Source organism: Pseudomonas sp. 10-1B (genome assembly GCF_000935045.1).
Classification (GTDB): domain Bacteria; phylum Pseudomonadota; class Gammaproteobacteria; order Pseudomonadales; family Pseudomonadaceae; genus Aquipseudomonas.
The window spans coordinates 64,813-77,762 of the sequence record NZ_JYKS01000012.1; the positions used below are offsets into that span (position 1 = coordinate 64,813).

The 12,950-nt window shown below is 63.5% G+C and carries 15 protein-coding genes; 7 read left to right on the plus strand and 8 right to left on the minus strand.

Annotated features, from left to right (window positions below; all coding sequences use genetic code 11):
• Positions 1-15 precede the first annotated feature (15 nt).
• The 3 genes from nfuA (at position 16) to TZ03_RS09215 (ending at position 1,998) form a co-directional block, all read left to right on the plus strand.
• Positions 16-600, plus strand: a complete 585-nt coding sequence (nfuA, locus tag TZ03_RS09205; protein ID WP_016714701.1) for a Fe-S biogenesis protein NfuA — start codon at positions 16-18, stop codon at positions 598-600.
• Between the two features lie 306 nt (positions 601-906).
• Entirely contained in the window at positions 907-1,515 is a 609-nt protein-coding gene (locus TZ03_RS09210) for an SCO family protein (protein ID WP_051097176.1), read from the plus strand.
• Entirely contained in the window at positions 1,516-1,998 is a 483-nt protein-coding gene (locus tag TZ03_RS09215; RefSeq protein WP_051097177.1) for a copper chaperone PCu(A)C, read from the plus strand.
• Between the two features lie 193 nt (positions 1,999-2,191).
• On the opposite strand, the gene TZ03_RS09220 is transcribed toward TZ03_RS09215, so the two are convergent.
• The 8 genes from TZ03_RS09220 to TZ03_RS09255 all read right to left on the minus strand — a co-directional run bounded on the left by TZ03_RS09220 (position 2,192) and on the right by TZ03_RS09255 (position 7,891).
• Positions 2,192-2,419: a hypothetical protein gene (locus TZ03_RS09220; protein ID WP_012313790.1), complete on the minus strand. Its 228-nt coding sequence runs from the start codon at positions 2,417-2,419 to the stop codon at positions 2,192-2,194.
• Positions 2,420-2,491: 72 nt separating this feature from the next.
• Entirely contained in the window at positions 2,492-3,325 is an 834-nt protein-coding gene (locus TZ03_RS09225; protein WP_051097178.1) for an AraC family transcriptional regulator, read from the minus strand.
• Positions 3,322-3,636, minus strand: a complete 315-nt coding sequence (locus TZ03_RS09230) for an AzlD domain-containing protein (RefSeq protein WP_051097179.1) — start codon at positions 3,634-3,636, stop codon at positions 3,322-3,324. Before TZ03_RS09230 ends, TZ03_RS09225 begins: the two co-directional genes overlap by 4 nt.
• Positions 3,633-4,325 (minus strand): AzlC family ABC transporter permease, encoded by a 693-nt coding sequence (locus TZ03_RS09235; protein WP_051097180.1) that lies wholly within the window; start codon positions 4,323-4,325, stop codon positions 3,633-3,635. Before TZ03_RS09235 ends, TZ03_RS09230 begins: the two co-directional genes overlap by 4 nt.
• Positions 4,326-4,518: 193 nt before the next feature.
• A complete protein-coding gene (locus TZ03_RS09240) occupies positions 4,519-5,214 on the minus strand; it encodes a hypothetical protein (protein WP_051097181.1) in 696 nt (231 codons plus the stop codon).
• 137 nt (positions 5,215-5,351) lie between these two features.
• Positions 5,352-6,434 (minus strand): hypothetical protein, encoded by a 1,083-nt coding sequence (locus TZ03_RS09245; protein ID WP_051097182.1) that lies wholly within the window; start codon positions 6,432-6,434, stop codon positions 5,352-5,354.
• A 39-nt stretch (positions 6,435-6,473) separates the two neighbouring features.
• Entirely contained in the window at positions 6,474-7,100 is a 627-nt protein-coding gene (locus TZ03_RS09250) for a LysE family translocator (protein ID WP_051097183.1), read from the minus strand.
• Between the two features lie 2 nt (positions 7,101-7,102).
• Complete coding sequence (locus TZ03_RS09255; RefSeq protein WP_051097184.1) at positions 7,103-7,891, minus strand: YqcI/YcgG family protein; 789 nt, start codon at positions 7,889-7,891, stop codon at positions 7,103-7,105.
• A gap of 160 nt (positions 7,892-8,051) precedes the next feature.
• On the opposite strand from TZ03_RS09255, the gene TZ03_RS09260 reads away from it, so the two are divergent.
• From TZ03_RS09260 to TZ03_RS09275, 4 genes are all read left to right on the plus strand, one after another.
• Positions 8,052-8,972, plus strand: a complete 921-nt coding sequence (locus tag TZ03_RS09260; RefSeq protein WP_051097185.1) for a LysR substrate-binding domain-containing protein — start codon at positions 8,052-8,054, stop codon at positions 8,970-8,972.
• A 90-nt stretch (positions 8,973-9,062) separates the two neighbouring features.
• On the plus strand, positions 9,063-11,423 hold the full coding sequence (locus TZ03_RS09265; protein ID WP_051097186.1) for a DNA polymerase II: 2,361 nt from the start codon (positions 9,063-9,065) through the stop codon (positions 11,421-11,423).
• A 252-nt stretch (positions 11,424-11,675) separates the two neighbouring features.
• A complete protein-coding gene (locus tag TZ03_RS09270; protein ID WP_051097187.1) occupies positions 11,676-12,227 on the plus strand; it encodes a DUF4174 domain-containing protein in 552 nt (183 codons plus the stop codon).
• Between the two features lie 160 nt (positions 12,228-12,387).
• Positions 12,388-12,879, plus strand: a complete 492-nt coding sequence (locus TZ03_RS09275) for an EF-hand domain-containing protein (protein WP_051097188.1) — start codon at positions 12,388-12,390, stop codon at positions 12,877-12,879.
• The last annotated feature ends 71 nt before the right edge of the window (positions 12,880-12,950 follow it).

The following is a 12,950-nucleotide window of genomic DNA, read 5'->3' on the forward strand; positions in this document are numbered from 1 at the left end:
CTGTGAGGAACTTACATGAGCGCTATAACCATTACCGACGCCGCCCATGACTACCTGGCCGATCTGCTTTCCAAGCAGAACACGCCTGGCATCGGCATCCGCATTTTCATTACCCAGCCGGGCACCCAGTACGCCGAGACGTGCATTGCCTATTGCAAGCCGGGCGAAGAGAAGCCTGACGACACCGCCGTGGGTCTGAAGAGCTTCACCGCTTACCTGGACGCGGTCAGCGTGCCGTTCCTGGAAGACGCACTGGTCGACTACGCCACCGACCGCATGGGTGGCCAGCTGACCATCAAGGCGCCGAACGCCAAGGTGCCGATGGTCAACGAAGACAGCCCGATCAACGAGCGCATCAACTACTACCTGCAGACCGAGATCAACCCCGGCCTGGCCAGCCACGGCGGCCAGGTGAGCCTGGTGGACGTGGTCGACGACGGCATCGCGGTGCTGCAGTTCGGTGGTGGTTGCCAGGGTTGTGGCCAGGCCGACGTGACCCTGAAGGAAGGCATCGAGCGCACGCTGCTCGAGCGGGTTCCCGAGTTGAAGGGTGTGCGTGACGTGACTGACCACAGCCAGAAAGAGAACGCTTACTACTAAGGTTGACGCGGTCGTTGTATGTGGGAGCGCCTGCCTTGTATTGCCTGGGCTGGCCTCATCGCCGGCAAGCCACAGGTACTGCACAGTGCTTGAGGCGTATGCGGTCGCTCCCACAAGTCGGCTCTCATAGCAACAAAGTGTTACGGTTTCAACCCCTGCGACAACAGGCCGCAGCCCGTATTCAAAGGGCTGCAGGCCATCCCCGCCTTGGTCGGGTAGAACCCCTTGGGGTGTCATGCCAGAATGCCCCGGTTTTTCGGCCGGCCCGTCCCGAGGGCCGGCACCTTCCCTGTAAAGGATGGTTCCATGAATGATCTGTATACCCGGCGCGCAGTTGTCGCTGGGATGGGCGTTCTCGGGCTTGGCCTGCTGGCAGGCTGCAGCCCGGCCCGGGGGCTCGAGTTCAAGTACGGCAAGAACATGAGCAACGAAATCCTCGGGCGCAAGTTCAGCCTCAAGGACCCCCAAGGCAATGTGCGCACCCTGTCGAGCTTCTACGGCAGCATGCCGATGATCTTCTTCGGTTTCACCCAGTGCCCGGCGGTCTGCCCGACCACCCTGGCGCGCGCGGCGCAAATCAGGAAGCTGCTGCGGGGCCGCGACCGCGACCTGTTCCAGGTGGTGTTCATCACCCTCGACCCGGAGCGCGATACCCCCGAAGTGCTCGACGCCTACGTCAAGGCCTTCGATCCGTCGTTCACCGCCCTGACCGGTACCCCCGAGGAAATCGCCGCGGTGGCCAAGGAATTCAAGGTGTTCTACGAGAAAGTCCCGGCCGGCGACACCTATACCATTTCTCACTCGTCCACCAGCTACGTTTACGATACACGTGGCACCCTGCGCCTGAGCCTGGGCCATTCCCTGAACGCCAAGGAATGCGCCGAAGACCTGGTCACCCTGATGGAGATCTGCTGAATGTCGATGCAACCGATCAAACGCGGTCTGGCCGCCCTGGTACTGATGGGCCTGGCCTTGCCGGCCCTGGCCCAGACCACCGTGAGCGACGCCTGGGTGCGTGCCAGTGTACCGCACCAGCAGTCTACCGGGGCCTTCATGACCCTGACCGCCAGCAGCGACAGCAAGCTGGTGAGCGTGGCTTCGCCAGTGGCCAAGACCGTGCAGGTGCACGAGATGACCATGAACGGTGACGTGATGGGCATGCGTGAGGTGAAGGCTGTCGAATTGCCGGCCGGCAAAGCCGTGACCCTGGACCCGAATGGCCTGCATGTGATGCTGATGGGCTTGAACAACCAGGTGAAGGAAGGCGACAAGGTACCGTTGACCCTGACCATCGAAGATGGCAAAGGCGCCAAGGAAACCGTCGAGGTAGAGGCAGAAGTGCGTCCGCTCAACGCCGAGACCGGCGGTGGGCATGATCACATGCACATGAACCACTGACCGATACAGCGTCTGCCTTAGCGGCTGATGCTCGGCAGTTAATGACAAAGGGGCTACTGCGCAGCCCATCGCAGGCAAGCCAGCTCCTACAGGTACCGTGCAAATCTCAAGGATTGCGCCGTCCGTGTGGGAGCTGGCTTGCCTGCGATGGGCCGCGCAGCGGCCCCAATTATTTGACTGACAGCACCACTTATTAGCTACGGAAGCGTGGCAGCGGCCTTTCAAGGGTCAGCGAGGTCAGGGTCTTGCGGACCTGGGCCTCATCAGCCTCCAGCGCCTTGAGGCTCGCGCGGATCTTGCCCGCAGCGGGCACATCGCCCTGGCGGTCGATCCAGTCGGCAATCTCCTTGCAGGCACTGCTCAGGCAGGCCTGGCGCTGGTTCATCAGCGATATCAGGGTGGTGAGCTCTCTTTCGGACATGGCAGGATCCTCCATTCAGCCTTGTCAGTGTAGCAGTGGCTGGCCGGCTTGCCTGAGGCCGGGTGACGCAGTTCAAGCCGAAAGGCAGGCGTTGCGATAAGCCCCTGGCGTCACCCCGTAAGCTTGCTTGAACTGCCGGCTCAAATGGCTCTGGTCGGCAAAACCCAGGTCGAACGCCACCTCCGAAGCGACCAGGCCGCTCTTCAGCATTTCCCGGGCGCGGGCCAGGCGCCGCTGTTTCAGCCAGGCATGCGGCGGCAGGCCCGTGGCCTGGCGGAACACGCGGGCAAAGTGGAACGGCGACAGGTTCACCGCCGCTGCCAGGGCTTCCAGCGAGGGCGGGTCGGCCAGTTGGCTTTCCAGCAGTTCGCGGGCGCGGGCTACCGCCAGTGGTTCGTGGCCGGGGGCCGCAGGTGCGGCGCATTGCCCGTGCCGTTGCACCAGGGCCAGCACCGCCTGACGCCAGGCGGTCTGTTGCTGCAGGGCACTGGCGCCGGCTTCGGACAGCTGGTGCAGCTGGCTGAAGGCGATGGCCAGGGCTGGGTCATGGATCACGCTGTCCTTGAAGCTGGGCATGCCGTGGCGGCCCAGTTCCAGTTCGTCGAGCACGCCGGTGACGCGCTCGTGTTCGGGGTAGAAGCCGCGATAGCGCCAGCCCGCTTCGTGGGCGGTGGCGCCAGTGTGCAGTTCGTCGGGGTTGATCAGCACCATGCTGCCGACCGGCGCCAGGTGCTCGCTGCCACGGTGCCAGAAGCGCTGGGCGCCCGATTCGATCACGGTGAACACATAGCCTTCGTGCACATGCGGGGCGAAGCGCTGCTGGAAGAAGCGCGCATGCAGCATCTCGACGTCGCCCAGGGCCGGCGCCTGCCAGAGGTGTGTCTGTTCGCGCAAGGGCGTGCTCATGCCAGCCAGTTGCGCAGGAAGAAGAAGATCAACATGCTCACCAGCATGCTCAGCAACACGCTGCGGGTCAACAACACCAGGGCGACGGCCACCAGCGAGCCCAGCAGGTAAGGGTTGAGCAGGCTCAGATCGAGTTGCTGCTCGGGCATGAAGATGATCGGGCCGCAAATGGCGGTGAGCATGCCCGGCACGGCAAAGCCGAGGAACTGCCGGGCGTTGGAGCTCAGGCGCAGGGGCAGGCGCGGCTCCAGGAACGCGTAGCGGTTGAGGAACACGATGGCGCCCATGGCGAAAATCAGGATCCAGGTCATGCGCGGGCTCCGGTGAACTTCTGGCAGATGAACCCGGCGCTCATGCCCAGCAGGCCTGCGGCCACCAGGGCGGTCTCCCAGTGCCAGTAGCTGAACAGTACCGAGCAGAACAGCGACACCGCCACGCACACCAGCGTCGCCAGGTTGCGCACCAGCGGTGCGATCAGGGCGACGAAGGTAGCGACGATGGAAAAGTCCAGGCCGAGTTGGTCCAGGTGTGGAATGTTCTGGCCCAGCAGGATGCCGGCCAGGGTGAACAGGTTCCAGGCGACGTAGAAGGTCAGGCCCACGCCCAGGGCGTACCAGCGGTTGAACTGTTGTTGGTCGTACTGGCTGGTCAGGGCGAAGAACTCGTCGGTCAGCAGAAAGCCCAGGCCCAGCCGCCAGCGCAGCGGCTGGTTGGACAGCACCGGGCGCATCGACAGGCCATACAGCAGGTGCTGCGAGGTCAGCAGCAGGGTGGTGAGCAGGATCGACGCCAGGTTGGCGCCGCCCTTGAGCATACCAATGGCCACCAGTTGCGCGGCGCCGGCGAAGACGATGGCCGACAGCCCTTGGCCCTGCCAGGCGCTGAGGTTGGCCTCGATGGCCATGGAGCCGGCAAGCAGGCCCCAGGGGGCGACGGCCAGGGACAAGGGGAGAATGGCGATGGCGCCGTGGAGAAAGGCTTGGCGGGCGATATGGGGCATGGTGGCTGCAACGCGTGTACAAGGTAGAGCAGCATGCCAGACGGGGCAGGGGATGGCTTGAACGATCTTGCTGGTCTACCCCTGTCCGGGCCCTATCGCCGGCAAGCCAGCTCCCACCTCGACCGCATAGCTCTCAAGCCCTGTGTAGTACCTGTGGGAGCTGGCTTGCCGGCGATAGGGCCCGGACTAGCCGCTACGGATGCCGGGTCAGACGCTGCTGCGCCGTCACGCAGCCGTTGATGTCCACGGCTTTCTGCAACAGGCTCTGGCGGTGTTGCGGGTCGAGGTCGCCGAGCAAGCGGTACACTTCGGCCTGGTAGTCACGCTGGTGCCCCCACTGCATTTCCAGGCCTTGTGGCTGGCTGCGGTTGCAGGCCAGGCGTGTGGCCGGTTGCGGGTAATAGGGAGCGTACACGGTGGCCATGCTGGGAATGGCTTCCAGCGCAGTGCGGTATTCGCGACTGACGTTGTAGGGCGGGCACCAGGTAGCAATGGCCGGCGCGGGTGCCGCAAAACCCTGCTTGAGGCTGGCTTCGAGCAGGGGGCAGGCGGCATCCGGGATCTGCGCAGCGGGCAGGTAGGTCATGTAGTACAGCGCCAGGCGGTACTGCGCGACGGGGTGGCCGAGCTCCACGGACTTTTTCAACAGGGTAACCGCTGTCGGCAAGGTATGGGCCATGGCCTGACCCTGGCGGCTGAGTTCCGGGTCGCTGCCCACGGCCGTGCGCAACGTGCTGGCACCGTCGTCCTGGCCATCGGCCTGTTCCAGCAGGGGCAGGGCCTGACGGTAGAGCAGGTCGGCATGGGGGTCGATACTCACCTCCAGCGCGTGTGCAGCCAGCGGCATCAGGGCGAGCAACAGCGGGTGCAGACGTAGCAGGCGGCTCACAGGCAAGCCCCACGGGATGCCAGGTACTGATGGGCGGCTTCGATGTTCATGGCGGTCAAGCGTGCGCCTCGGGCAAATCGGAACGACGAGGTATTCTAGCCACCCAAGGGGTTGGCCGGAAGACCAACAGGCAACTGTCAGACGAGCTTGATGGGGGGAACCTTGCGTTGGCCGTGTTTTTCCTGGGCCAGGCCAAGCTTGGCGGTGATGACCTTGGCCAGGGCATTGTTGCCCAGGTCGTTCAGGTGCAGGCGGTCGATGAACAGGTTGGCCCCGAACACCGGCGAGCTGCTGAGCATGCAGTTCATGTCGTAGCAGGGGACCGGGTCGGCCTGGCTCTTGATACGGCGGAAAAACGCCGAGTGCAGCTGGCTGTCGAATGCGCCATCCAGCAGTCGGTCGAAATTCGCCGGTTGCCGCTCCAGCGCGGCCAGCATGGCCTGCTCGCCATCGGGCAGGGTATCCCGGCACCAGGGCAGCAACGGTTGCAGGATGAAGGTGAGGGTGGCGTGGCTGTCTGCCAGCAGGCGGTCCCATTGGCGCAAGGTACGGCCAATGTTGTCGGCAGCACGTGCCAGGCGCTTTTCCGGGGACGACAGTGGCCAGGGCGCAGAGGCTTCGACAGGGGGCGCAGTAAAGGCCTGGCCGATACGCTGCCACAGCGACGGCCGGCGGGGGCGCGTGGTGGGCTGCATGCCTTCGCTGAAACTGTTGAGAAAATCCTGGTACGCCTTCGCGTGCTGCGGGTCGTGCTGGCTGGCGAGGACTTCGCAAAGGGCTTCGTGGGCCAGGCTGTTGAGGCCACTGAGCACCACCACATGGCCCAGCTGGCCAAGACGATACTGATGGGTCAGGAACATCAACAGCTCCTGGCTGGCATTGAGCCCGCAACCGGCCAAGCTCAGCCAGACTTCGCCGGTGAGCATCGACAGGTGCGAAGCCACCGTGTGTTCGTCGGAGCTGGCGCCAATGCCCAGGGCGGTGGAACCACCGACCAACAGGTTGATGCGCGCCGCGCCGCCGCGCTCGGCCGCCGAAAAGCGCTTGCCGGCGCAATGGCTGTAGCGCAGGCCCAGGGCATCGGTGTTGATGGTGCCGGAGCGGTAGTCGGTTTCATGTACGTGCACGGTGTGGGGGGCACGGCGGCTGCCCAGCAGCAGAAAACGCTGGTAGTCCTGTTGCAACGGTGAAGGAGACGGGCTCGTATCAGTCGCGGTCATGCTCTGTCCTTCTATTGCACCTTGCTCTTCGCATCGACTTCAGGCCGCCAGTTCTTTGAGGTTGTACAGCAGGCCGCCGGCGGCGATCAGCAGCAGGGCGATGCCCGAGGCCAGGCTGATCAGGCGGTTGCTGCGCTGCGAGGCGATCTTGCCAATGGCGAAGATGTAGAGGCTGAGCACGGCGAAATCGATGAGCACCCACAGCAGCGACAGCACCACCATGCTTTTGCCGAACGATTCGGTGATCTGGATGAACTGCGGGAAGAAGGCGATGAAGAAGATGATGTCCTTCGGGTTGGAGATGCCCACCATGAAGCCTTGCAGCAGGCCGCCACGCCCAGGTTTGGCGGCTTCGTTCGCTGCTTCTGGTGCCGGTGCCTGCAGGGCGTCCTTCAGCGTGCTCACGGCGATGTAGCCTATGAACAGGCAGCCCAGCAGGCTCATGGTGCTGAGCCAGGCCTTGTCGATGGCTGCGCTGGTGAGGATGATCCAGGCCGCTGCGCCAATCAGCACCAGTGACGCCCAGTTGGTGCCTATGGCGGTGAACATGGCCTTGCGCGAGCCGGAGGCGGCCGCGGTGTTGATGATCAGTGCCACCACCGGACCGGGGGTGGCTATCAGCAGCAGGACGGTGAGGGCATAGGTGGCGGTGAGTGCGGTATTCACGGTCAGTTCTCGATCAGTATGTCGGGTGTCGTCTGATGTACGGCGTGGGCGTGGAACGGGCAGCGCGACGGGTTGAGCGACCCTGCCTCCTGCAGTTGGTACTGCTTCCACTCATAGTTGTCGGCGTCGCCGAAGAAGCCAAGGGTGTCGGGCATGACCCCGTCGTTGTAGTGGCGCACGCGCTCGCGAATGCGTTCGCGGATACGTTGGCCACTTTCGGTGTTGGCGTTGGCCACTTCGTCGAAGTTCTCTCGAGGGTTGATGACGAAGGTGATGTGTTGCCCCAGGTTGCGGCTTTTCATCTGCTGGTGGCCGGGGAAATTCATGTTGATGAACAGCGGCATGCCGGCATAGCAGAACGACCAGCCGTTGTCGTCGGGATTGGTCGGGATGCCCTGCGGCCAAGGGTGCGGGTCGCGTGCATGGACGCCACGCAGCACCTTCCAGGCCAGGGCCTGTTGCTCGGCCAGGTTGTAGTCGGCGGCGGTTTCGAGAAACACCACCAGTGGGCTGCCGATACGTTGCTTGGGTTTGATCGGTGCGACGGTGCGCACATAGTCGGCCAGGCCCTGGGCGATGTCATCGGCCAGTTGCTCGGCACGGGCGAAGAGAATGTGGCAGGTTTCGCCGTTTACGGCTTTGCGGCCGAACAGGCAAGGGAAGTCGGGGTTGGCAAGAATACTGCGAAACTGTTCTATGGTTTTGCAGGTCCAGTGTTGTGTGTTCCGGACATGTTCAGTGGCCAGCTCTAGCGCATCCAGGCGATAGCAAGTTCCATAACCCGTAAACATGATTTCCCCAGGCGTTAATTTAAGTGAACGTTCCAGTCATATGCAGGCAGGATCTTGGTTATGTTTATTGTTTACTTGCATTTTCCGAGACGCTCCGGACGTTGTAAAACGCGTGGTACTATGACCTACTATTAGTCTCATTCATGCTCGGGACATCGCCATGTCGGAACGGATTCAGGCCTTGCACGCACTGCGTGCCTTCGAGGTGGCCTCTCGCTATGGCTCCTTTACCCGTGCCGCGGAAGAACTGGCCCTGACCCAGGGGGCCGTCAGCCACCACATCAAAACCCTCGAAACCATGTTCGGCTGCGATCTGTTCGAACGGCGTGGCCCGAAACTGAGCCTTACCGAGCACGGACGGCTGCTGGCGCAAGAGCTGAAGGTGGGCTTCAAGATCATCGAAAATGCCTGTGCCCTGTTGCGCCAGGACCGCTACGGCCTGCGGCTGAAGGCCCCGTCCACGCTTACCATGCGCTGGTTGCTGCGGGCGCTGGATGCCTTCAAGAAGAACGAGGACAACTGCAGCGTGCAGCTGTCCAGCGTGTGGATGGACATCGACAGCGTGGACTTCTATTCCGAGCCTTACGACTGCGCCATCCTGTTGGCCAGCGGGCGTTTTCCCGCCGATATCGAGAGTTTCAAGCTGTTCGATGAATGGCTGATCCCGGTGTGCCACCCGGATTACATGACGCAGGCGCAACCGGACCTGGCCGACCTGACGCGGTGCGAGTTCCTGCACCCGTCCCCCGACCGGCGTGACTGGCGGCGCTGGCTGGCACGCATGGACGCGTTGGACATCAGCATCGACCAGGGGCAGGTGTTCGATACCCTCGACCAGGGCATCTCGGCCGCCCAGCAAGGCTTGGGTATTTCGGTGGTCGATCTGGTGCTGGCCAGTGCCGATCTGGCGGCCGGACGGCTGGTTACGCCGTTCAAGCATGCGGTGGCCACTGGTGATGGTTATTACATGACCTGGCTCAAGGCCAGCCCCAAGGCGCGGCAAATGCACAAGCTGCGTGACTTCTTGCTTGGCCAGGTACCGCCGCTGGCCTACAAGGACATCAACTACCTGTACGGTTGAGCTTGTGCAGTGTTGCAGGCGGCAAACCTCTCATGACAGGCCTGACAAAGGTAGAATCCTCTTTCTACAGACGATCCAGAGGTCACCGCGGTGGAGTTGCAGCAGGGCTTTGTCCTGACCCGGCATTGGCATGACACGCCCGAAGGCACCTGCGTGGAGTTTTGGCTGGCCACCGACCAGGGGCCTCGGCAGCTGCGCCTGGCGCCGCAGGAGTCGGTGGCGTTCATCCCGCAGGCGCAGGCCGAGCACGCTCGTGTGCTGTTGGCCAAGGAGCCTGGGGTACAGCTCAAACCACTGCGGCTGAAAGCCTTCGACCAGCGCCCGGTGCTGGGTTTGTATTGCCGGCAGCACCGGCAACTGATGCAGTTGGAGCAACGCCTGCGCAGCGCCGGCATCGAGGTGTTCGAAGCCGATATCCGCCCGCCCGAGCGCTACCTGATGGAGCGCTTCATCACCGCCCCAGTGCAGTTCACCGGCCAGCCGGACGCCCAGGGTGTGTTGTGCGATGCCCAGCTCAAACCCTTGCCGGGCTATCGCCCGCCGCTGCGCCTGGTGTCGCTGGATATCGAAACCAGCGAGCGGGGCGAGTTGTACAGCATCGCCCTGGAAGGCTGTGGCCAGCGCCAGGTGTACATGCTCGGCCCGGCCAACGGCACGGCCGATGGCCTCGACTTCGACTTGCACTACTGCGCCGACCGCGCCGCGCTGCTGATTTGCCTCAACCAGTGGATGGCCGAGCATGACCCGGATGCAATCATCGGCTGGAACCTGGTCCAGTTCGACCTGCGCCTGCTGCATGAGCACGCCAAGTCACTGCAGGTGCCGCTGGCCCTGGGGCGCAATGGCGCGCCCATGACCTTGCGCAGCCATGCCGGTGGCGGCCACGTCTTTGCCGATGCCCCGGGGCGGCTGCTGATCGACGGTATCGAGGCGCTGCGCTCGGCGACCTGGAGCTTCCCGTCGTTCAGCCTCGAGAGTGTCGCCCAGAGCTTGCTCGGTGAAGGCAAGGCCATCGACACGCCGTACCAGCGCATGGACGAAATCAACCGCCGCTTCGCCGAGGACAAACCGGCCCTGGCGCGTTACAACCTCAAGGACTGTGAACTGGTCACACGTATCTTCGCCCACACCCACCTGCTCGAATTTCTCCTCGAGCGTGCGTCGGTCACGGGATTGGCCGTGGACCGCAGCGGAGGTTCGGTCGCTGCGTTCTGCCATTTGTACATCCCGCAGATGCACCGCCTGGGCTTCGTCGCCCCTAACCTCGGCAGCCGCCCCGACGAAGCCAGCCCCGGGGGCTTCGTCATGGATTCGCGCCCAGGCCTGTACGACTCGGTGCTGGTTCTGGACTACAAGAGCCTGTACCCGTCGATCATTCGGACCTTCCTGATCGACCCGGTGGGGCTGGTCGAGGGCTTGCGCCTGCCTGACGACGAGCATTCGGTGGAGGGCTTCCGGGGAGGGCGTTTTTCGCGCAGCCAGCATTGCCTGCCGGCCATCGTCGAGCGCGTTTGGCAGGGCCGGGAGGCGGCCAAGCGGGAGGGCAACGCGCCGTTGTCGCAGGCGCTGAAGATCATCATGAATGCCTTCTACGGGGTGCTGGGCTCGAGCGGCTGCCGTTTCTTCGACCCGCGCCTGGCCTCGTCGATCACCATGCGCGGTCACCAGATCATGCGCCAGACCCGTGCGCTGATCGAAGCCAAGGGCTACGAGGTGATCTATGGCGATACCGACTCCACCTTCGTCTGGCTGAAAGGGGCCCACGGCGAAGCGGCGGCGGCGCAGATCGGCCGCGAACTGGTGGCCCAGGTCAACCAGTGGTGGCGCGAGCACCTGCGCGAACAGATGAATCTGGAGAGTGCCCTCGAGCTGCAGTTCGAAGTGCATTACCGGCGTTTTCTGATGCCGACCATCCGCGGTGCCGATGAGGGCAGCAAGAAGCGCTACGCCGGGCTGGTGCAACGGGCTGACGGCCGTGAAGAAATGGTCTACAAGGGCCTGGAATCGGTGCGTACCGACTGGTCGCCGCTGGCTCGGCAGTTCCAGCAGGAGCTGTACGGACGCATCTTCCGCGGGCAGCCGTATCGCGACTACGTGCGCCAGTACGTGCAGCAGACCCTGGCAGGCGAACTCGACAGCCTGCTGGTGTACCGCAAGCGCCTGCGCCGGCCGCTGGCCGACTACCAACGCAACGTGCCGCCGCACGTGCGCGCCGCGCGCCTGGCGGATGACTACAACCGCCGCCTGGGCCGGCCACAGCAGTACCAGCGGGGCGGCTGGATCAGCTACCTGATCACCACAGCCGGCCCAGAGCCGCTGGAAAACCAGCAGACGCCGATCGATTACGAGCACTACCTGAGCCGCCAGCTGCAGCCTGTGGCCGATGCCATACTGCCTTTCGTTGGCGATGATTTCGGCGCCCTCACGGACCGCCAGCTGTTGTTGTTCTGAGAGGCGTTTCAGGCTGTTTCATCGTTAACGTTGCCTACTCGCAGCTCGAACTCCATGGGCAGTGGCGTTGGACTATGCTCTGCTCAGGCTTGAGTGGTTGCGCAGCCACTTGGGGCTGATTGGGAGATGATCCGGTAATGGCAAGTTACCTTTAGCCGAACCATCTGTTGCGTCAGGTGGTTTAGGCTCGCATGTAGGATCTTTCTCCATGATCTGTAGTCTTTGTTTTATCGAGAGAATAAGGAGATACGCATGCTCGTCCGGTCACTGACCCTCGCCACCCTGCTCGCTGTCGCAGGCCCCCTGTTAGCCGCAGACAGTGATGCGCCGCTGGCCAAGGAACTGGGCAAGGCCAGGCCATTGGTGATTATCGCCCCGAGCAGTGCCGACCCTACCTTGCGCGGGCTGAACAAGGCCCTCGAAGACCCGGCCACCCAGGCGGCTTTCAAGGAGCGCAACCTGGTGCTGTACAGCGTTGCCAACATGATCGGCAAGCGCGAGGACAAGAACCTCGAGCAGCAGACCACCATGGCCCTGATCCGTGAGTTGAAGCTGGGCGCGAGCAAGGGCACCAAGGTGATCCTGGTAGGCAAGGACGGTGAGCGGCACATGCTCAAGGACGACGACAGCGGCGAGGCCATCGATCCGCAGGTGATCCTCAAGGCTGTCGATGAGCTGCCCGCCAGCGAAAAGGCCGTGACGGCGCCCGAGCCGGTGGCGGCGGCAGCGGAGGCCAAGGCCAAGGACAGCAAGCCGGCCAAGCCTGCCAAGCCGGCCGCTCCGCCCAAGCCGCTGGAAGACTGACCCGCCGCAACGGCCCCGGCGCACTCCGGGGCCGTGTATCCCATTGTATCTGGCCGCGCTGCAGACCCATTGCCATACAAAACCGCGGCCTGCGCGATACATCTACGACATAGCGCAAAGGCCTAATGGCTCCACTTCCCAACCACAGTGGAGCAACACCATGACTCAAGTACGAAGCACCCTTGGCCTGCTCGGTGCCGCCTTGATCGGCAGCATGGCATTGAGCAGCAGCGCCTTTGCCGTCGAACCGTTGGCCCAGGGTTACCAGCTGGCTTCGGCCAAGGCGGCCGGCGAGGGCAAGTGTGGTGAAGGCAAGTGCGGCGGCAGCGGCAAGGCCACCCAGAGCGAAGGCAAATGCGGTGAGGGCAAGTGTGGCGCCAGCGCCAAGGCCGGGGCTGAGGGCAAGTGTGGCGAAGGCAAGTGCGGTGATGCCTCGTTTGCCAAGACCGACAGCGACCACGACGGCAAGGTCTCGCGGGACGAGTTTCTGGCGGTGGCCAAGGAACGTGCCGGCGATTTCGACAAGATCGACCGTAACCATGACGGCTATATCTCCGAACAGGAAGCCGCGGATCATCTCAAGGCGATCTACCAGGCCAATGGCAAAAGCATGCCCGACGGCCTGTTCAGCCACCTGACCGGCAAGCCCTGAGCTTCCCCCTGGAAACGCCACAACGCCCCTCCTGCTGGTCAGGCGGGGCGTTGTGCCTGTTGCGGAGACCT